This window comes from Bradyrhizobium sp. ISRA464 (genome assembly GCF_029910095.1).
GTDB lineage: Bacteria > Pseudomonadota > Alphaproteobacteria > Rhizobiales > Xanthobacteraceae > Bradyrhizobium.
Map to the genome: position 1 here is coordinate 2,437,679 of NZ_CP094526.1, position 20,809 is coordinate 2,458,487.

General features: G+C 63.4%; 14 protein-coding genes, 1 tRNA gene and 2 pseudogenes. 7 read left to right on the forward strand and 10 right to left on the reverse strand.

From position 1 onward, the window contains the following. The first annotated feature begins 248 nt into the window (after positions 1 to 248). Positions 249 to 530, forward strand: coding sequence for a 30S ribosomal protein S21 (gene rpsU, locus MTX19_RS11415; RefSeq protein WP_280985970.1), 282 nt, complete (start codon positions 249 to 251; stop codon positions 528 to 530). A 590-nt stretch (positions 531 to 1,120) separates the two neighbouring features. On the opposite strand, the gene MTX19_RS11420 is transcribed toward rpsU, so the two are convergent. Further along, the gene (locus tag MTX19_RS11420) at positions 1,121 to 1,684 is read right to left on the reverse strand and encodes a DinB family protein (RefSeq protein WP_280983675.1); all 564 of its coding nucleotides are present in this window, start codon (positions 1,682 to 1,684) and stop codon (positions 1,121 to 1,123) included. Between the two features lie 74 nt (positions 1,685 to 1,758). Then, a complete protein-coding gene (locus MTX19_RS11425) occupies positions 1,759 to 1,893 on the reverse strand; it encodes a hypothetical protein (protein WP_280985022.1) in 135 nt (44 codons plus the stop codon). Here MTX19_RS11425 and MTX19_RS11430 point away from each other — a divergent pair. Further along, complete coding sequence (locus tag MTX19_RS11430; RefSeq protein WP_280983676.1) at positions 1,865 to 2,143, forward strand: hypothetical protein; 279 nt, start codon at positions 1,865 to 1,867, stop codon at positions 2,141 to 2,143. The two genes, MTX19_RS11425 and MTX19_RS11430, sit on opposite strands and share 29 nt — an antisense overlap. Positions 2,144 to 2,995: 852 nt before the next feature. Next, positions 2,996 to 6,429, forward strand: a pseudogene (locus tag MTX19_RS11435) (adenylate/guanylate cyclase domain-containing protein). Positions 6,430 to 6,955: 526 nt separating this feature from the next. Here the strand turns inward: MTX19_RS11435 and MTX19_RS11440 are convergent. After that, on the reverse strand, positions 6,956 to 8,734 hold the full coding sequence (locus MTX19_RS11440; protein WP_280983677.1) for an acyl-CoA dehydrogenase: 1,779 nt from the start codon (positions 8,732 to 8,734) through the stop codon (positions 6,956 to 6,958). Positions 8,735 to 8,966: 232 nt separating this feature from the next. Here MTX19_RS11440 and MTX19_RS11445 point away from each other — a divergent pair. Beyond that, positions 8,967 to 9,041 (forward strand) — tRNA-Gln (locus MTX19_RS11445). An 802-nt stretch (positions 9,042 to 9,843) separates the two neighbouring features. Further along, positions 9,844 to 11,352 (forward strand): porin, encoded by a 1,509-nt coding sequence (locus tag MTX19_RS11450; RefSeq protein ID WP_280983678.1) that lies wholly within the window; start codon positions 9,844 to 9,846, stop codon positions 11,350 to 11,352. Positions 11,353 to 11,435: 83 nt separating this feature from the next. On the opposite strand, the gene MTX19_RS11455 is transcribed toward MTX19_RS11450, so the two are convergent. The 3 genes from MTX19_RS11455 to MTX19_RS11465 form a co-directional block, all read right to left on the reverse strand. Beyond that, the gene (locus tag MTX19_RS11455; protein WP_280983679.1) at positions 11,436 to 12,470 is read right to left on the reverse strand and encodes an LLM class flavin-dependent oxidoreductase; all 1,035 of its coding nucleotides are present in this window, start codon (positions 12,468 to 12,470) and stop codon (positions 11,436 to 11,438) included. A 262-nt stretch (positions 12,471 to 12,732) separates the two neighbouring features. Continuing rightward, a complete protein-coding gene (locus MTX19_RS11460) occupies positions 12,733 to 13,491 on the reverse strand; it encodes an SDR family NAD(P)-dependent oxidoreductase (RefSeq protein WP_280983680.1) in 759 nt (252 codons plus the stop codon). A 38-nt stretch (positions 13,492 to 13,529) separates the two neighbouring features. Further along, positions 13,530 to 14,099: a TetR/AcrR family transcriptional regulator gene (locus MTX19_RS11465; RefSeq protein ID WP_280983681.1), complete on the reverse strand. Its 570-nt coding sequence runs from the start codon at positions 14,097 to 14,099 to the stop codon at positions 13,530 to 13,532. A gap of 108 nt (positions 14,100 to 14,207) precedes the next feature. On the opposite strand from MTX19_RS11465, the pseudogene MTX19_RS11470 reads away from it, so the two are divergent. Continuing rightward, a pseudogene (locus MTX19_RS11470) lies at positions 14,208 to 14,996 on the forward strand (crotonase/enoyl-CoA hydratase family protein). A 181-nt stretch (positions 14,997 to 15,177) separates the two neighbouring features. After that, positions 15,178 to 16,029 (forward strand): division plane positioning ATPase MipZ, encoded by an 852-nt coding sequence (locus tag MTX19_RS11475; RefSeq protein WP_280983682.1) that lies wholly within the window; start codon positions 15,178 to 15,180, stop codon positions 16,027 to 16,029. Between the two features lie 12 nt (positions 16,030 to 16,041). On the opposite strand, the gene MTX19_RS11480 is transcribed toward MTX19_RS11475, so the two are convergent. From MTX19_RS11480 to MTX19_RS11495, 4 genes are all read right to left on the reverse strand, one after another. After that, positions 16,042 to 17,436, reverse strand: coding sequence for a hypothetical protein (locus MTX19_RS11480; protein WP_280983683.1), 1,395 nt, complete (start codon positions 17,434 to 17,436; stop codon positions 16,042 to 16,044). A 180-nt stretch (positions 17,437 to 17,616) separates the two neighbouring features. Then, complete coding sequence (locus tag MTX19_RS11485) at positions 17,617 to 18,477, reverse strand: sugar phosphate isomerase/epimerase (protein WP_280983684.1); 861 nt, start codon at positions 18,475 to 18,477, stop codon at positions 17,617 to 17,619. Positions 18,478 to 18,480: 3 nt separating this feature from the next. Beyond that, a complete protein-coding gene (locus MTX19_RS11490) occupies positions 18,481 to 19,824 on the reverse strand; it encodes an MFS transporter (RefSeq protein ID WP_280983685.1) in 1,344 nt (447 codons plus the stop codon). 77 nt (positions 19,825 to 19,901) lie between these two features. After that, positions 19,902 to 20,774 (reverse strand): phytanoyl-CoA dioxygenase family protein, encoded by an 873-nt coding sequence (locus MTX19_RS11495; protein ID WP_280983686.1) that lies wholly within the window; start codon positions 20,772 to 20,774, stop codon positions 19,902 to 19,904. Positions 20,775 to 20,809: the final 35 nt, after the last annotated feature.

A 20,809-nucleotide genomic window follows, 5' to 3' on the forward strand; every position in this document is an offset into this window, starting at 1 on the left:
TAGTTCTTTCGTATCGACTGGCCTTGAGCCTTGTAGATCGGTCCCAAGGACCCTTTTCCAAAGACATCGTCGGATCGAAAGTGGAGATGCGTGGTCGCAGTACTGCGGTCGAAGCTTCCGCCAAGTCGATCGACTGCCGTTTCACGGATGTACTGGAATGGCAGCGCGGCCCGCTCTGTATCTGATGGAGCGGGTCTCGCATTTCGCTCGTTGAACGTGTCTTTTAACTAACCTCGAGAGGTGATCCGTTGCAGGTTCTCGTCAGGGACAACAATATCGAACAGGCGTTACGCGTTCTAAAGAAGAAGTTGCAGCGCGAGGGCGTCTTCAGAGAAATGAAGCGCCGCCGATCGTTCGAAAAGCCGTCCGAAAAGAGAATTCGAGAGAAATCCGATGCAGCGCGGAGAGCTCGTAAGCTGGCTCGCAAGCAAGCAATACGGGACGGATTGATTGCGGCTCCGCCGCGGAAAGCCAAGTTCCTGGCGCGAAATCAGGCCTTGCCGAAAACGGACGGCTCACGGGAGAGTTAACAAGTGCAACTATTCCATTGGAAGGATCGCCCAGGATGAATCGGCGGCCCTATCGAGGCGGTGGATGTCTCCAAGAACGCATCTCTGACGAAATCTGTCGTCGGAGAGCGGAACATCATGATGTTCGATCAAAGGATGATGAGCGACGGCAACGTGCGTACGATTTGGCAGGTACTGCCATCAATGAAGTGGCAGATCGTTCTGCCAGCCCGATCGATCAAGCCGCTCGCAGGCGCGACTTGCTTGAAGGGCCCCAAGAGTTTCGCTCGCTCCGTATGGATCGTTCTGGCAAATGGCTCTCGCGACCGAAAGACGCGAACAGCAAATAGGTCATCCCGAGACTTCCGTCGAAGACACGCCCGAAGTGTCAGGGGGCGGCAAACCGGTGAGGCGGTATGTCAGCAAGACGCGACTGCAGCCGTCACGCTGAGGTCACGCTTACGAACCCGAGTTCGGGAATCCAGCAGATTGCAGAGGCTTGCTGCGTCCGTGCCGACCCTTTCTTCGACAAGAGCCTGCTCGTTGCCGAAATGCCGGTAAACTCTCCTTCGCACTGATTTGCCCGGACGGCATATCCACGCGTGATGCGGTCAGCCGCCCCACACGGTGGCTTCGGTCCACCCCAGTTCGACGAATTCGCCTGCTCTGAGCGGAGCTTCGCCGGCTGCAAAGAACTCGTCGAGCTGAGGCGGCTCGACGCTCGTTGCGGAGAGCATGGCGTGGGCCTGGCCGCGATGATGGATCGCGTGCTGGAAGAGATGCATCAGCAAGCGGTCGCGCCGCTCGATCTGGATCGTGGTGTCGCGATTGATCCGAACGACATCGTTCAGCAGGTCTGATGTCAGCGCATTGCAGACGGCGATCAGGCGCTCATCGATCGCGCGTTGCGCCTGCTTGAGCTCTGCGACGGACGGGCAGGGCACGTCATTCGCCCAGGCCTTTGGCCCGAGCCATCCGCCTTCCAGCGCGTCGACATAGAACAGGTCGATGACGTAGATATGGTTCAGCGTTCGCTGCAGGCTTGGGAAGAAGCCGGTCCGTTCGGCGGCAAACTCCGTCTGACTGAGCTGGGCGCACGCCGTGAGAAGGCGGTGGTTGGCCCACGCGTTGTTGTAGGCGAATGCGCGATAGGTCTGAACAAGATCAGCCGGCATGTCCGCTCTCTTCCAAACTGGCACGGTGGCAATCGTTCCTTACAGAACGGAACAAGGAGCATCTTAACCTGTGTTTAACCCACGGTCTCATGGATGCTCCAGCGATTTTCTTTCGCTTCGAAGGAAATGATGATCGCGGCGCGCGTTGTGTGTGCTGGAGCAACCTTGAGGAGGAAGCGGATGAGGACCTCCACGATCGCACTGCTCATCGCTGGCGTCATCACAGCCGGCCCGACGTTGGCTCAAACAGCTGCCCAAAACCACGCTGGCGCGACGAGTTCTCCGAGCGCCCAGAATTCTGGAACCGGGATCCATGGTGCGCAGGGAAGTAAGAATGGACCGGCGCCGGGACAGAGCACAGTGGGCTCGAACTCTCACAACCAGCATGTCCAGCAGCAGGATTCTTCAAAAGTTAAAGGTTTGCCCGGCAACAAGAGCGGCCCACCTGCGAAGCGGTGATATTGTCCACTGGCGCTGCTGATCCTTGGTGATGCGATGTGCTCGGCCCGCCAGCCGAGGCGTATGACGTCTTGGTGATAGGTCTATCAGGTCGGGGAGTGGGTCTTTCTCCACTCGCGCCAATGCGCTTGAGTGTGCACCCGAATGGGCGTGCGATTTCCATGACCTTGCGCGCAGCCCTTCGGTCGGACTGTAAGATTTAGCCTTCCCCAAACTGACGCGCACTAGCGCATGTGATGACTGTCGAGCTACACCGCGTCCTACTTCCGCGGAGCCGGCGCACGGCGTTCTGGCGGAGAGCAGACGTCGCGGGCGACAGCCGATCTTCGTCCCGCCACAGAGGGCTGCTGCTTCGAATCCAACGTGGATTGGCTGCCTGAATGTCTGCGTTTCTCCTAACAGGAAGCGTCAAGCGCTCGTGCCAGCGAGTTCGGCTAGGGCCACAAGCGGAAGTACTCCGTTTGAGCGGTAGGACTTTCGTTTCGCGGTTCTGAAACGATCCGATGACGGCTGGCGGCGTTGGGACAGAGTGGCTGTCGGATAACTCCGCTTGCTCAAATACAACTTTGCCTGCGTCGAGATCGGCCACAATTGGACATGCGCACTTGTTATCGATGCAGTCGATCATCCAGCTCGCTCGATGAGCTTGCAAGAATCGCGCGCGCTATCTCGAATATTTGAGCGACTGAGGGCAGAGTGCCTCTTCGATCGGCTTGGGTCATTGTTTTCGCACTTTGTGAACGCGTCCAGTCTGGGGTAAACCAAGCCCTGGCATCGTCGAACGAGGCCCATAGTCGCCGATGGCCCGCAGTCGGACGGATCACCATGCCGGAGAAACAGCCAAGCGCGGATATGGAGGCTGCTCTCAAACACTGGCTCGAAACCGTTGATCTCGGCCAGTACGGCGAGCTCTTTGTGCAGCATCGTATCGGTTTGGACATCCTGCCCGATCTGACCGAGCAGGATCTGATCGAACTTGGGCTTCCGCTCGGAGATCGCAAGCGCTTGCAGCGCGCGGTCGCTTCCCTGACCCGTTCGGCAAAAGGTCCGGCCGGCGATAGGAGCGTCGCAGAAAGCGTAGCGAGCGCCGAGCGGCGCCAGCTGACCGTGATGTTCTGCGACATGGTCGGATCGACCTCGCTGTCCGAACAGTTCGACCCCGAAGACGTCCGCGATATGATCGCGAGCTTCAGGGAAAAGTGCGTCAGCGTGGTCAAGCGGTACGAAGGCTTCACGGCCCGCTACCTCGGGGACGGCATTCTGGTCTATTTCGGCTATCCGAATGCGCATGAGGATGACGCCGAGCGGTCGGTGCGCGCGGCGCTCGAAATTGTACGGAGCTTGTCGTCGGCGAGAGCGAGTGACGCCCGCGAAGCTACAAGTCATGGGCCCAGTGTGCGCATCGGGATTGCGACCGGCCTTGTTGTCGTCGGAGATCTGGTTGGACAGGACACCGAGGAGCGCGATTCCGCAGTCGGCGAGACGCCAAATCTGGCTGCCCGTCTGCAGGCCCTGGCGCCTCCAGACGGCGTCGTCATAGCGTCTTCGACGCAATCCCTGCTGAAAGGAAAGTTCGACTACCAGGACCTCGGATTTCACGCGCTGAAGGGGATATCCGCGAAGGCTCAGGCCTGGCTCGTGGTTCGGCCCTCCCGCGCGGAGACGCGATTTGCCGCAGCCATGGGCTCCAGATTGACGCCGCTGGTCAACCGCACCGAAGAGGTGGCGTTGCTGCTCACGCGTTGGCAGCAGGCGAAAGCCCATGAGGGCCAGGTCGTGCTGCTGACGGGCGAGCCGGGAATTGGAAAGTCCAGGATCGTTCAGGAACTGCGGGAGCGGATCGCAAGCGATCAGCACGGACAGGTTTCGTTCCAGTGCTCTCCCTATTACAGCAGCACCGCTTTTCATCCCTTCATCGAGCATCTCAAATTCGCGCTCGGCCTTGACGGCGAAAACGCGTCCGCGCTGTGGCTGACCAGCCTTGAAGCTGGTGTCGCCGCCTCGAATGGCGAGGCGAAAACAGTGGTTCCGATCCTTGCGGCGTTGCTTTCAATTCCCACCGGGGACCGCTACGCGGCCCTGGATCTCTCGCCGCAACAGCTGAAGGATGCGACCATTGCCACGCTCGTCAACCATCTGCTCGCGCAAGCGCGCGAGCAACCGCTCCTGATCGATTTTGAGGACGCACATTGGATCGATCCCACCTCGCGTGAGGTGCTCGATCTCCTGGTGGAGAACGTTCGCAACACGTCGATCCTCGTCGTGATCACCTGTCGTCCGGAGTTTCAGCCGGGCTGGAAGGGTCACGCGCACACCATCACGGCGAACCTCATGCGTCTCGGTCGACAGGTCCGCACGATATTGGTCGAACGTGTGGCGGGAGACAAGGAGCTTCCCAGAGAGGTGATTGAGGACATCATTATCAAAACCGATGGCGTGCCGCTCTTCCTTGAAGAGCTGACCAAGGCCGTTCTCGAATCCGACGTCTTGACTGAGCAACATGGACGCTACGTCTTGTCCGGTCCGTGGCATCAGCTCGCTATTCCCGCGACACTGAACGATTCCCTGATGGCCCGCCTCGACCGGATGGGATCGTTCAAGAAAATCGCGCAGATCGGCGCCACCGTCGGCCGCGAGTTCTCTTATGAGGTCCTTCGCGAGGTTGCCGACGCGCCGGCGGACCAGATCGAAGCCGCCCTGAACCATCTGGAGGCAGCCGGATTGATCGTCCGCTTCGGCTTCCTGCCGGAGGCGCTGTACTCATTCAAGCACGTGATGATCCAGAATGCGGCGCATGAAAGCCTGTTGCACAGCGAAAGAAGGACGCTGCACGCCAAGATCGCACGTGTGCTGGCCGAAAAATATCCGGAAAAGACCGAGCGCGAACCGGAGCTTCTCGCCTACCACCTGACCGAGTCCGGCCAAAGCGAGCCGGCTGCGAGTTTCTGGCTCAAGGCCGGCAAGCAGGCCGCAATGAAAGGCGCGACTCTGGAGGCGATCGGTCATTTGCGTCGTGGGCTCGGGGTTCTGCAAGCCTCACCCGGCAGGGCCGAAACGAGTCCGAGCTTGAGCTTCGCATCGCCCTGGGCACCGCCCTGATCGCGGCGAAGGGATACGCCGTGCAGGAAGTCGAGGAGAACTATGTTCGCGCGCTCGAACTCGGCCGGCATCTTGACAACATGGCGAAGGTCTTTGCGGCGACGCGCGGACTTTGGGTGTGCCACTTTATCCGCGGCGATCTCGCACGGGCGCATGAGCTGAGCGCGGAGCTCCTGAAGTTCGCAAGGCGCGAGGCATTGGACCAAAGATCGTCCGCGACGCAACAGACGGGATATCTGATCGAGGCGCATCGGGCGATTGCGATGACCATGCTGTACCGCGGGCGATTTGTCGCCGCCGAACATCATCTTCAGCGCTTCAGGAACCTGTACAGTCCGGAGCTGCACGGCGCGCTGACGGCAACGCATGGCATCCATCCTGGCGTCGTCTCGCTCTCGTACCTCGGGTATCTGTTGTGGTTTCTGGGCCGTCCTGACGCGGCGCGCCAGTATAGCCAGCAGGCCATTTCGGAGGCTGAAGACCTTCGCCACCCCTTCACGCTGTCGTTTGCTTTGACCTTCGGCGCTTACGTTTGCCAGCATCTCCGCGATGTCGAAGGGACCCGCGATTACGCCAACAGGGCACTAGCCCTCTCATCGGACCACGGCTTCCTGCATTGGAAGCATCAGACAACCATCCTGCGAGGATGGGCGATGACCGAGCTTGGGAATGTCGATGAGGGATTGAACCAGATGCGAATGGGCATCGACGGCTACGAGGGCATGAGCGCCTGGCTCGCCAGTTGCTGGTTCAGGAGCCTGCTCGCGACGGCTTATGCAAGTGCCGGCTCGCCGGATGCTGCCTTGCACGAACTCGACAGCGCATCGGCGATCGGAAGAAGAACGGGAGGGCATTTTTACGAAGCCGAGATCTATCGTCTGCAAGGCGAAATGACACTCAATTGCTCGAAATCATCGTCCGTCGAATCCGCCGAGCGAATGTTCCTCGCCTCGATCGAGCTGGCGCGCAGGCAAAGCGCGCGGTCCTTTGAATTGCGGTCAGCTGTTAGCCTGGCGCGCCTATGGCGACATTCCGGCAAACACGCGCGAGCGGCTGAGCTGCTGCTACCCGTCGTCCGAACGTTCACGGAAGGTCTGCTTATGTCTGACGTCAAGGAAGCGCTCGAGCTGGCGAATGAACTGGGGGTGGAAATGCCCGGAGACCATGAATGGAGCGGGCGGGTCTGAGGATACCGAGGCGCTCCCGGTGGCAGGGCCCCCCTGCGGGGGCAGGGCAATCGCATATGGCACGGGGATCTCCACGACTGTCATCGCCCGCGAAAGCGGGCGATCCAGTATTCCAGAGGCAGCAGTGATTGATCCGAGAGGCCGCAGCGTACTGGATACCCCGCATGCGCGGGGTATGACGGCGGAGAGATGGATTGCTTCCGCCTTCGCCGAGGCTTCGGCGGACAAGTCGTCGCTTCAGCGCAAAATTGCTTTGCAAATTTTATCGCGAGCTCCTCGCAATGACGGAGTTTGGTGCAGGCGCGCGCCACATATTTGCTGTCGTCCTGGCGAAAGCCAGGACCCATTACTCACGAATGATTATTGTTGCGCGATGCTGGAACGACGAGTCCCGTTCACAACACCGGCCGCGGCGTATGGGTCCCGGCCCCCGTGCGCAATCGCGCACTAGGCCGGGACGACGGCGGTGCATGTGGAGCTATCCCGCCGCACGACAATGAACTTGCCGCCCTGTTCGAGCGATCGGCTACCCCGCCAGCACCGCGTCCGCGCCATTCACGGCGTCGGCGCTGTCGGTGACCGTCTTCTCCAGCGACGGCGCCTGCACCGCGATGTTCTCGGCGAAGAAGCGCGCCAGCGCGACGTAGCGTTGCGGCTCGGCCCCGCCGTTGGCTTTCGCGGCCAGCGCTTCGCCGGCCAGCATGCAGCCGCCAAGGGTGGCGCCGAACAGCCGCAAGTAAGGCGTTGCGCCGGCGAGCGCATCGTTCGGCGCGGAGGCGAGACGCTCGAGCAGCCATTTGCTGGTGCGCTCGAGCGCGGCGTGCGCGTCGCGCAGCTTTGCGCCGGTCGTGCCGAACGCCGGATCGTTGGAGACCTCGACCTGCTTGATAACAGCGGCGAGCTCATCAAGCAGCGCCCACACCGAGGCGCCACCATTGGCGCCGAGCTTGCGGGTGACGAGGTCGATCGACTGGATGCCGTTGGTGCCCTCATAGATCGAGGTGATGCGGGCGTCGCGATAGTGCTGCGCGGCGCCGGTCTCCTCGATGAAGCCCATGCCGCCATGGATCTGGACGCCGAGATAGGCGACCTCGTTGCCGATGTCGGTGGAGAACGCCTTCGCGATCGGCGTCAGCAGCGCGCCGCGCGCGGCGGCATCGGCGCGCACCTTGGCGTCCTTGGCGCGCACGGAGATGTCGAGCGCGACCGCAGTGGCGTAGCAGATCGAGCGGGCCGCCGCCGTCATGCTGCGCATCTGCATCAGCATGCGCTTGATGTCGGGATGCATGATGATCGGATCCATCCCGTCGCCCTTGTGGTCGATAGCCTTGCCTTGGCGGCGCTCCTGCGCGTAGGCCAGCGCCTGCTGGTAGGCGCGGTCGGCAATGCCGACGCCTTCGAGGCCGACGCCGAGCCGCGCCTGGTTCATCATCGTGAACATGCAGCGCATGCCCTGGTTTTCCTCGCCGATCAGGTAGCCGATCGCGCCACCCTTGTCGCCCATGGTCATGGTGCAGGTCGGCGAGGCGTGGATGCCGAGCTTGTGCTCGACGCCGGAGGCGTAGATGTCGTTGCGTTCGCCGAGCGAGCCGTCGGCGTTGACCAGGAATTTCGGCACGAGAAACAGCGAGATTCCCTTGGTGCCGGCCGGCGCATCGGGCAATCGCGCGAGCACGAAATGCACGATGTTGTCGGTCATGTCGTGCTCACCATAGGTGATGAAGATCTTGGTGCCCTTGATGCGATAGGTGCCGTCTGCCGCGCGCTCGGCGCGGGTGCGCAGCGCGCCGACGTCGGAGCCGGCGCTCGGTTCGGTGAGCTGCATCGTGCCGGTCCATTCGCCGCTGATCATCTTCGCCAGATAGATCTTCTTCAGCTCCTCGCTGCCATGGGCGTCGAGTGCCTCGATCGCGGACAAGGTGAGCAGCGGGCAGAGCCCGAAGGCGATGTTCGACGCGCTCCAGATTTCGGTGCAGGCGGCGTTGATCGCGAGCGGCAGGCCCTGGCCGCCGAAGGCTTCCGGTCCCGACACCGCGTTCCAGCCCGCGGCGGTCCAGCGCTGATAGGCGTCGGGCCAGCCGGGCGCGGTCGTGACCTTGCCGTTGTCGAGCTTGATGCCATGCTCGTCGCCGACGCGGTTGAGCGGCGCCAGCACGTCGGACGCGAACTTGCCGGCCTCTTCCAGCACGGCGGCGGTGATGTCGCCGTCGAAATCGCCGTAGTGGCCAGCCTTCACGGCGGCAGCGAGCCCCGCACCGTGATTGAGCGAGAGCAGGATATCGTTGATCGGCGCACGGTAGGTCATGGCGTTACTCCCGACGAGGCGTTTGGGAATTGTCTTCCCATGAAACCCGGCGCCTCTCAACTGTTCGACGCCGTCCGGCGCGATGGGAGCGGGCGGCTTCGGCCGTCGTGGTGTCACACCATTATATTGGTGGCGCGGACATCATCCGGCGGCTTTGGCGTGATTTCGATCGGCACCCTGTTGAAATGGCCGCCCTCACTCTATAGACCGGCGTTGCTCTCGATCGGCGCGTTGGGGCGTAGCCAAGCGGTAAGGCAGCGGATTTTGATTCCGCCATTCGGAGGTTCGATCCCTCCCGCCCCAGCCACAGACTGCTCTTGCCCGGCGAATTTCTGGTCGGAGCGGAGAATCTTCCATCGCCGATCATCTGCGAAGAACAAAGCTATCGATCGCGCGTGCTGGACGCGTCGCCGGTCCATCAACCAAACGTCCAGGATGGGGGGCGCCGCTGCATGGGTTTGTCTAGGCGATCGCCCGCCTGGAACGGTGCCGCCAATGCCAGCGGACCTGCCGCAACCGCCTCTCGCGTGGCGGATCGTTCTGCGTCCTCAGCGGTCGCTGTGCACCGTTCGGTGCACGAGTCGGCGGTATCGGACGCCCGTTATGTCGCTCAGATATCGGCACTTTCCGTACGAAAGTCTGGCCAGAAACCGGAATCAGCGTGGCTCGGTCGGGCGCGAAATGTCCGCGCTTTCCGCAGGACGACGCGTTTTGCACACCGTTCCCCGTCGTGTTGCCCAAATTTGCGCCGGTCGATCCGATCCCAGATATTTTCTTTTTATATCAACCGCTTGCCAGGATGTCGCAGTTCAAAAGCCCGTGATATTTGTGCAACATTTGCCCGAAAACAGCCGCAACCGGCCCAAAACCGAGCGGTCTTTTGTTGCGTGATCGGGGGCCTTCTGTCTCATATGGAACTGCGACGGAGGGGGGCATCCCGAGGTCGTCCCGTTCTAGGTGGTTCGCTTAAGTCCCTCGCGTTCATGCGGGTGTGTCCGAAGGCGCGAAATGGCTAAGCGGGGATTTAGGGGACAAGGGAACCAACCTGAGGGTGTTCTACCCGGCGGATCCGGAACCTTCCCTGAGATAGAGCAACTTGGAGGTTTAACATGAAGATGGTTAAGAGCCTTATCCTCGGCTCGGCGGCGGCTCTGGTCGCGGTCGGCGGAGCTCAGGCGGCTGACCTTCCCGTCAAGGCCAAGGCCATTGAATACGTGAAGGTTTGCTCCCTGTACGGTCCCGGCTTCTACTACATCCCGGGCACCGACACCTGTATCAAGCTGGGCGGCTACCTGCGCGTGGACGTGCTGGCGAACACCAACTCGGACGACACGGGCAACACGGGTCTTCCGGCCAGCGCGAACAACCGCTTCACGAACGGCTACACTTGGCGTTCCCGTGAAGACCTGAACATCGATACGCGCACCGCGACCGAGTACGGCGTGCTGCGTACCTTCTTCGATGCGACCTTCACCTGGACCTCGGGCAGCTACGTCGGCGCCGGTAATGGGTCGACGGCTTACGCGACGGGTGCTGACGCTGTCGCGGGCGGTTCGCTCGGCGTCTACTACGCCTTCATCCAGTTCGCCGGCTTCACCATCGGTAAGGCGGTGTCGCAGTTCTCGGCTCCGTGGACCAACTATCCGGGCAACAACTACGACGGTCTCGTCGGCGGCGGCGGCACGGTCACTGGTGTGAACCAGTTCACCTACACCGCGCAGTTCGGCAACGGCGTGTCGCTGTCTCTGTCGGCTCAGGATCAGACCCAGTACTATCAGGCTGGTGTGAACAACCTCGGCGTTCCCGGTGCCCTCGGTTACGGCACCAGCGACTACGCCGGCACGATCGCTCCGGATCTCGTCGCCATGCTGCGTGTCGACCAGGCTTGGGGCCTGTTCCAGGCGTCGTTCGCGGCGCATGACAACCACGCGGCCTATAACGGTGCCCTCGGAGAGCTGAGCGGTCATCCGGACGACAAGTGGGGCTGGGCGGGTCAGTTGGCCTTGTCGATCAAGAACATCCCGACCGGGCCTGGCGACACCATCAACATGCAGGGTGTCTACACGGACGGAGCGACCCGTTACAACATCCAGGATCTCGCTGGTCAGGCTGGTGCGAACCAGATCTACGGTGGCACCAACATCCCTGGCGTCTACCAGAGCGTCGGTATCGGCTTTGCGCCTGACACGGTCTTCGCTCCCGGCATTTCGCAGCAGACGGTCAAGACCTGGGGCTTCCGTGGTGCCTACACCCACAACTGGGATCCCTACTGGAACACCGCTATCTACGGTGCTTACGCGCAGGTCATGTACAACGACACGGCTAAGACCCTGCTTTGCGGCGTTGGCGGTGTCGGCGGTACGGTCCGCACGGCTCTCGGTGCCGGCGTCGTCAACTGCAACCCCGACTACAACATTGCGCAGCTTGGTGTGATCACCCGCTGGACTCCGGTCAAGAACCTGACCTTCTCGGCCGACGTGACCTACACTCACCTCGACCAGAAGTACACCGGCGTCGCCGTGGCACCCAACGCTACTGTTGGCAAGCCGGCAGCTCTGTATGAGCTGAAGGATCAGGACACTGTGCTCCTGCTCCTCCGCGCTCAGCGCAACTGGTAATACCGGTTGATCTGATCAGGATCTAACAGAGCCCCCGGCGGGAAACCGTCGGGGGTTTGCTTTTTGGCCACGCCGGCGACGAGTCACGACGCCAGCATGTCGCGGACCATCGGCACCACCTTGCGGCCATACAGCTCGATGCTCTTCATCAGCTTCTCGTGCGGCAGCGGCCCCGCCGAATATTTCAGCTGGAAGCGCGCCAGCCCGAGGGCCTTCACGGTTGCCGCGATCTTGCGTGCAACGGTTTCCGGGCCGCCGACATAGAGCGATCCCTGCTCGGCCTCCTGCACGAACTCGTCACGCCCCATCGGCGGCCAGCCGCGCTCCTTGCCGATCCGGTCGCGCATGATTTTGTAGTCGGGCCACAGCTCCTCCCTGGCCTGGGCGTCGGTCTCCGCGACATAGCCCGGCGAGTGCACGCCGATCGGCTTCGGCTCACGGCCGAACTGGCTGTAGGCGCGCTGGTGCAACTCGACATAGGGCGCAAAACGTTTGGGATCGCCGCCGATGATGGCGAGCATCAGCGGCAGATCGTAATGCGCGGCGCGCACCACGGATTCGGGGCTGCCGCCGACACCGATCCAGGTCTTCAGCCGGCCGTGCTCGATCGGCGGATAGACCGACTGGTTATTGAGCGGCGGACGCAGCTTGCCCTGCCAGCTCACCGGCTCCTGTTTGAGCAGTTCAGTGAACAGGTCGAGCTTCTCCTCGAACAGGTCGTTGTATTGCCGCAAGTCGAAGCCGAACAAAGGGAACGACTCGGTGAAGGAGCCGCGGCCGAGGATTACCTCGGCGCGGCCGTTCGAGACCGCATCGACGGTGGCAAAGCGCTGGAACACGCGGATCGGATCGTCCGAGCTCAGCACGGTCACCGCCGAACCCAGCCGGATGTTTTTGGTGCGGGAAGCGATCGCCGCCAGCACGGTTTCGGGGGAGGAGATCGCGAAGTCGGCCCGGTGGTGCTCGCCGAGCCCGATGAAATCGATCCCGAGCTCGTCGGCGAGAACAGCTTCGTCGACGACGTTGCGGATCACCCGGGCATGCGGAAGCGCTGCGCCGGCCGCGTCCTTGGTGACGTCGCCGAACGTGTCGAGCCCAAATTCGAGGGAGGTGGTCATCGGTCAATCCAGTTGTCGGCGTGGCGGGCATCCGCCACGGGCCGCCAACCGCGCACGAGTAGGGGAGATCGGCCTGCGGCAGCGTGTCCGCAAGCCCGGCGCGATGGCGGCTTCGGTTGGGATGGGGAGCAGCTAATGGCAGTTCGCCGCCGGACAAGGCAGCGCCGCGAAATGCTGGGTTTCCGCGTGTCGCAGGCGCGTGGCCGGCGACAGGCCGCCTTACGTCAGTCCAGGACGACCGGATCGGCGTCGCCGGCAGCCGTCAGAACGACTCCGCCCATGGCCGCAGGTCGAGCTCAAGCGTCCAGGCGCTGCGATGCTGGTGGTGCAGCACCCAATACGCATCCGCGATGGCCGCGATGTTGAGCAGCCCGTCCGGTCCACGGTCCTCCTTCAACTGCGGCCGCACGCTGAGCAAGCGATCACCCTCGATGCCGCCATCGATGACGACGTGGCCGACATGGATGCCCTGCGGCCCGAACTCGCGCGCCACGCTCTGCGCCAGCGCGCGGAGTGCGGCCTTGGCTGCGGCGAACGGCGCGTAGTTGGCCTTGCCGCGCAGCGAGCCGCTTGCGCCGGTGAACACCAGCGTGCCGCCGCCGCGCTTCAGCAGCGCCGGGATTGCCGCCTGTGCCAGCTGGAAACCGCCGAGCGTGTGCTCGCGCCAATGCTCCTCGAAGCGTTGTGCGCTGACCTTGAGGAACGGCGCGGGCCGGTTGGAGCCGGCATTGTGCACGGCCATGGCGAGCGGTGCGAGCTGCTCGGTCACCTCGACGAAGCGGGCAACATCCGTCGCCGTGGATGCATCGCCAACCACGTGAGCGACCTTCGCCCCGGTTGCGGCAAGCTCGGCCGCAGTCGCGGCCAACTTGTCGGCATTACGGCCGGCAATTGCAACGGGATAACCGCCGGCGGCAAAGCGACGCGCAATCGCGGCGCCGAGCCCGTTCGACGCACCGACGCCTGCAATCAACACGCTGCCCTGCACGGCGGCCGGCTCGAGGATGGATCGATCATTCATTGCTCACTCCACCGGCTCGGCCCGCGTCGCGGGCCTGTTCATTCGTTCGACGCCATCGCGACGACGCCGTCGCGCACCGTGCGCAGGACGGCATCGGACCGCTTCTGGTCCGTGATCACCCGCGAGATTGCGAGCGCGCCGACCATCGCACTGACGGCCATCGTCGCGCGGGTATCGTCGTCGTCGCCGAGCACCTGTGCGACCTTGGCGATGAACGCCTCGATATGCGGCTCCATCACCGCGCGGCACTCTTCGTCGGCGCGGCCGACGTCCGAGATCAATGCGGCAATCGCGCAGCCGGATTTGCGGGCGTCGCGATGTGTGCGGCTCAGGTAGCTCCGGGCCATCGAACTCAGGCTGACCTGCCTGTCGGGATCGCGTGATGCGCGCGCCGCGGCTTCACCGGCGGCCAGTGCTTGTTCCAGGGCTGCTGCGATCAGGTCGGAGCGCGAAGCGAAGTGCCCGTAAAAGCCGCCGTGGGTGAGATTCACCTTCTGCATCAGGCTGCCGATGCTGATGGCGTCCAGTCCCTTGTCACGGATCTGCGTCGCGGCCTCGTTCAGTATCCGCTCGCGACTCCTGGCCTTGTCGGCCTGGGAATGGCCCATCTTGCGTCACCCTCGGCAATTTGACTCTTCATCAAGATTATGACCATCATACATCTGGATGACAAGCATCATCCAGAATTATGCGGGTCACAAGAATGGGAGGAACCGATGTCTGGCAGCGCGAGCGAAGGGCGGGTCCGTCACGAACGGCATGACCGAATCCTGAAGATCGTCATCGACAATCCCGCGAAGAAGAACGCGTTCAGCCCGGAGATGATGGCGGAGCTGTCGGACGCGCTCACGCTGCTCGACAACGACGAAAGTCTCTGGGTCGGCGTGCTCTGCGCGGCCGGAGACAATTTCACGGCCGGCCTCGACATGCCGAAATTCTTCGGTCCGACCGCGACGCGCAAGCCGTTGCCGGAAGGCAATGTCGATCCGTTCGGGCTCTCGAAGCGATGCCGGAAGCCGATCGTCACCGCGGTGCAGGGCATCGTGTTCACGGTGGGCATCGAGATGATGCTGGCGGGCGACATCGTTGTCGCCGCCGATGATTGTCGCTTCTGCCAGATGGAGGCAAAGCGCGGGATCGCACCGCTGGCGGGCGCGCATTTCCGCTACATCAGCCGCGCAGGGTGAGGTGATGCGATGTACCATCTCCTGCTGTGCGACGAGTTCTCGGCGGCTGAAGCGCATCGGATCGGCCTCGTGCAGGAAGTCGTGCCGGCGGGACAGCAGGTCGAGCGCGCGATGGCGCTAGCCGAAATCATCGCACGGAACGCGCCGCTCGGGATCCAGGTGACGAAGGAAGCGGGCCGCAAGTTCATCGAGGCCGGCGAGCAGGCCGCGATTGCGATCATTCCGCAGGTCCGCGAACGCGTGCTCAACACCGCCGACGCGGCCGAGGGTATCAGGTCGTTTGTGGAGCGCCGCGCCGCCGTGTTCCAGGGCCGCTAGCTGCGTTCACGATACGTGCCCGACAAAGTGTGGTTGTGGCAATGATGTCGCACCCGCCGCCTTTCGATCATGACGGCATTGCGACGACTCTTGTCGAGATTCATCGAATCAGGGAGACTCGAATCCATTATTTAAATTCTACTTCATCCTGCTTTGGCTCAAGCGTCCGGTATGGATTCGCATGACAAACGCACGTGTAATTGTCGTAGGAAACAACAAAGGCGGCTCGGGCAAATCGACGATTGCCATGCATGTCGCCATCGCGCTGATCAAGGCGGGGCAGCGCGTCGCCACCATCGATCTCGACAACAAGCAGAAGTCGCTTACGCACTACGTCGATAATCGGCGGGATTGGGCGCGGGAAGCGTCGCTGGACCTCGACGGTCCGACGCATATGTGCTTCGAGACGGTGAACGGAAGGACCAGCGAGGTCGAGACACTCGGGCGCAGCGCGCTTGCCGAGATCGTCGAGCGGCTCAGCAGGTCGCATGATTTCGTCGTCGTCGACTGCCCCGGTCACGACACCTACCTGACCTCGTTCACACATTCGCTGGCGAGTACGCTGATCACGCCGCTGAATGACAGCTTCCTCGATTTCGATGTGCTCGGGACTGTCGACCCGAACGATTTCAGGGTGACCGGCATCAGCCATTATTCGAAGATGGTGGAGGAGGCGCGGCGCGCGCGCAGTGCCAATGATCAGCCGGCGTTCGAGTGGGTGGTGTTGCGCAATCGCCTGTCCACGCTCGGCTCGCGCAACAAGCGCCTGGTCGGCGACGCCCTGAGCGAACTGTCGAAGACGCTGAACTTCCGCCTCGTCGATGGATTGGCCGAGCGGGTGATCTTCCGCGAATTCTATCCGCGCGGATTGACGGCGGTCGACGATATCAGCCAACTCGCGCCCGGAGCGCGTCCAACGATGTCGCATGTCACGGCGCGGCTCGAAATGGAGCGGCTGATGACGGCGATCATGCTCAGCCATCGGATTGCGGGACCGCCGGAGACCTCCGACGCCGACCGCAGCGCCGCGTAAGGCATCCGGTCGCTACGGACAGTCCGCATTCCCAGCCTTGGCTACGACCAGGAATGTGATCGTTGCCGGCGCGAACAAGATCGTTCCCGCGGCGGTCGCTTCGCCGGTGAGCGGCGGGACCTGGTCCGAGGCATCCAGCGCCAGTGTCGTTCGATTGAGCCGAACCGAGCCGGCAGCGAGATTGTCGCTCGCCAGCGTGTAGCGTTGCGCGGCCACCGGCAACACCAGTCCACTCGGCTTGTTGCGGTCGTTGTTGATGACGAGCAGGGCGACGCCGCCCGGCGTGTCGCGCGCGCAATGGGCGTAGACATGGAAGCCGGGGCGCGCTGCGATACCGGGATCCAGCACGGTCGTTCCCATCAATCGCCGCCACAGCAGTGCGGCCCAATAGTTCGGCCGCGGCAGATGGGTATGCTCGTCGAGCAGCCCATAATCGCTTGCGGCGAGCGTGTTGTGCATCACCACCCGGACGCCGGCCCTCGCCAGCCGCCCGAGCTGATCGAGGTAGCGGAACGTATCGGTGAAGGTAGCGGCCCAGCGGTTGCCGCCGCATGCCGTCTCTCCGGTCTCGGTCAGCCAGATCGGCTTGCCCGGTGCGAGGCGATCGCGCAGCGCCTTGTAGAAGGCAAGCGTCTTGCCGGTTCTGGACAGCCATTCGTCCGACAATGCGGCCTCCGGTGTGCGATCGCCGGCGCATCGGGCCGACAGCGCACCATAGTGATGATAGGAAATCGCATCGACGCCTGGTGCCGCCGCCGCGAAAAGCGCCGCGGCGTCGGCGCCGGTGCCGGCCGTGCCCGGGCCGAGGATGGTGACATCAGGCGCTGCGCTCTTCATGAAAGCGTGGAACGTGGCGAAGTCCCGGCCGTAGGCCGCAGCATCGTAGCCGCGAGGGGCGCCGCCGATCGCCGGAAGATCGGGCTCGTTCATGAATTCAGTCGCGGCGAGATGTCCACCGATGGATCGGGTGAAGGCGAGCAGCTGTCGGGCTTGCTGCGATGTCCAGCGACCGTTGGCATCCCGTGTGCCGGCGCTGATCGCGAATGACGTGACGATCGGCGCGTCGACAGTGCGTGAGAAGTCGATGACGTCGCGCCATTGCTGCCGTGTGAGAACGCCCTTGAAGCCCGCAGGCGGCGCGGATGGTGGGGTGTCTGTATCTGCAAAGAACGTGCTGTTGGCCCAGGTCCCGCTGACGCGGAGATAGGCGGGAGCCAGCGCCGCGGCGAGCCTTCGCAGCCTGACATCGTGGAGATCAATCGGGGCGCGCGCGGCGAACCGGTCGGCCTTTGCGGGGGTTTGCACATCGGCTGCGGCGTAGGGCCTCCAGAACCGTCCGCCGGTTACCTCGACCATCTCGATGTTGTAGGACTGGAAGCGCGCGTCGACGGTCGCAACGCGCGGCATGGTCGCGACATTCAGCGTCAGCTCCGCTGCGTGTGCTCTTGTGCACGCGAAGACCGCCGTGATCGCGGCGACGATGCACGCGAAGCATCGGAGCGATTGGGTTCGACCATGCGCGCGCAAGGGTCCTCGCAGCGTCCGGAATTCCGGTTCGTGTCAGGATGCCGCTGGGGTGACGTGGAATCAACGTAAGCGTTGGTCCTGTGGCTCGTTCGCGATGCGATCCCAGAGCGTGCGGATCATGTCTTTCATGACCAGCGCGTCCTGCCAGCGGTTGGACAGTTCCCGGCCGTCCGGCCCGGTGATCGCGTAGGGCGGAGGACCGAGCTCGCAGAGAAAGGTCAGCGTCGCATCGGGGCCGGCGCGTTTCCGCCAGGAGCGGATGGCGTAGTCCCACCAGCCCATGAACAGGGAGACCCAGCCCCGATGTTGCGGAAAGCCAAGCGAGATCTGCACCTGCTCGCGGCTCGCGATGCGGCCGTGGATGCCCCAGGCGTTGTCGAGGATGCGATGGATCAGCGCGTGGTTGACGTCGTCGACCGGCCAAGCAAATTCGCGGCCGACCAGGTAGTGTGAAAGATCAGCGGTCAGGCGCAGATCGGGAAAGCGGTCGAGCAGGTCGAGCGTGAAGAACAGATCGGTCGTCATGCGGTCGCGGTGGGTTTCGACATGCACCGCAATGTCCGCCCGCTCGCCAAGCCGCCGCCAGCCTTCGAGCAGGGGAATGCAATCCGCAAGCCGCCGCGGGCGGACATCCGGCTGCAGGTTGACGTGATCGGCGCCGAGCTGGGCCACCAGCTCGAGCACCGGCTTCAAATCATCGACCGTCTTCGGATAGCACTGCGCCTGCCAGATCATGCCGTGCGCGCGAAGGAAGCTCGTGACTTCACGCGCGAAGGACGGATCGATGAAACGCACGCCGGCGCCGTCAAACCCGGCGTCGCGGATCATCGCGAGCTGGGTCTGCAACGGCCATTCCGGCTCATCGGCCACCCGCCGCTCCATCGCCCAGAGCGACTGCAGGACGCGAAGCTGTTGCGCCATGGATCAGGCCCGCGACGGGATCGCCGCGGGCAGTTCCTCCCGCGCGGTCTCGTCCGCCGCAATGTTCTCCTGATAGGTCTCAGGCCCGATCCAGATCGCGACCACCGTGCAGGCGGACAGGAACATGGCGTAGCAGGCAACAGGCCACCAGGTGCCATAGGCCGCCACCAAAGCGGTCGCGACGAACGGCGCCGGGCCGCCCGACAGCAGCGAGCCGAGTTCGCGCGCGAAGGCGAAGCCGGCGAAACGGCGCTGCGGCGGGAACAGTTCGGCGAAATAGGCGGCCTGCGGCCCGAACATCGCGGCGGTCACGACGGCGCGTGCCAGGATGAAGGCGAGCGCAATCATGATCCAGCTCTTGGTGCCGACCATCCAGAAGAACGGGAAGGCGAGTGCCACGCCGGCCAGTGCGCCGAACATGTAGACCGGCCGCCGCCCGATCCGATCAGACCAGGCGGCAAAGCCCAGGATCGCGAATAGCTCGACCGTGAAGGCCAACATCAGTGCGCTCAGCGCCTCCGATTTTGGCACGCCGAGGGTGGTGATCACGTAGCTCAGGCCGAACACCGGGAAGAAATAGCCGAGCCCGTTCTCGGCCATCCGCGCGCCGAGCACGACGAGGAAGTTGCGCGGATGACGTCGCAACGCTTCCATTGCCGGATTGCTCTCGACCTTGCCGCGTTCGACCACGGCCTCGGTATAGACCGGCGTCTCGGTCACGCGCATGCGGACGAAGATGCCGACGACGATCAGCAGGAAGCTCGCCAGGAAGGGCAGGCGCCAGCCCCAGCTCATCAGGTCTTCGCGCGGCAGTATCGTCACCAGCGCGAAGGCGCCGGCGGCGAGCAGGTTGCCGACGGAGACGCCGAGCGGCGCAAAGCCGCCCCAGAAACCGCGGTGCTTCGGCGGGGCGTTCTCGACGAGGTAGATCACCGCGCCGCCATATTCGGCGCCGGCGCCGAGACCCTGGATCACGCGCATCGCCACCAGCAAGAGCGGCGCCCAGATCCCGACCTGCGAATAGGTCGGCAGAACGCCGATCGCGGTGGTGCCGATGCCGATCATCAGCAGCGTCGCAACCAGCACCGGCTTGCGGCCATAGCGGTCGCCGAGGATGCCGAACAGCAAGCCGCCGAGCGGTCGCACCACGAAACCGACGCCGAAGGTGAGGAACGACAACAGCGTGCCGACGATGGGATCACTCTTCGGAAAGAACAGCTCGCCGAACACCAGCGCGGCGGCGGTGCCGTAGAGGAAGAAGTCGTACCATTCGAGCGCGGAGCCGACGCTTGCGGCCAGAATCACACGCAGGCGCGATTTGCTGGCGCCATCTGCCATCTTGGTCATTCGTTTCCCCGTTTTGTGTGTTTTATGTATCGAAAGCAGCAATGCCCGCGGCCTGGCCGCGGGCATTGTCGTCGGTCTTAGGCGGCGCGCGTGAAGTAGGATTTCTTCGCCGCCGATTGGGTCTCGTAGATCGATCCTTGCCGTTTCGCCGGCGGCAACGGCATCCGCACCGGTACGTCGGTGAGCCGCGGTGAGACCACCGGAGGCCCGGCGAGCAGCCGGCTGTTGAACTCGTCGAAGTCCTTGACCCCCATCAGCGGCCAGGCATCGCTGGCGGCCACTTCGTAGAGCAAGAGGTTGCGCGGCTTGTCCGAGGTGTTGGTCGCCGACCCGTGCAGCGCGCGCACATGGTGGAACGACATGCTGCCGGCCTTGCCCATGCAGGGCACCGCGCGCTTGATGTCGTCCTGGATCAGGTCGGGATCGATCAGGCCGGCGAAGCAGCCGTCGTCGCCATGATGGTCCCACATGGTGTTGCCGGTGTGCGATCCCGGCGTCACCAGCATCGGGCCGTTCTCGAGGTCGCAATCGTCGAGCAAAACGCCGATGGCGAGGATGTCGTCATTGGTGTGCGGATAGAACGCCCAGTCCTGGTGCCACTCGACCGGCGAGCCGTACTGCGCCGACTTCATGTTGAGCTTGGATCCGTGCAGGCGGAGCCCTGGGCCGATCAGCTTGGTGAGGATCGAGATCACGGCGGGGCTGCGGACGATCTCGTCGAAGATCGGGTGCACCTTGTGCGGCGCCTTGATGCGGCGGACGCGGGGGGTCTCGCGGGTATGACCCGGTTCGAGGTCGTAGACGTCGGTGTGTCCGGTGACATCAGCCGCGCCCGCGACCAGATCTGCAAGCACCGAGCGCACCCGCCCGAGGGTCTCCTTGTCGAGCACCTCGGGGACCACGATCACCCCGTCGCGCCTGTAGGCCTGAACCAGTTCGTCCGAAATCATGCCGTTCCTCCCTTTCACGCGCTATGTTAGCGCTA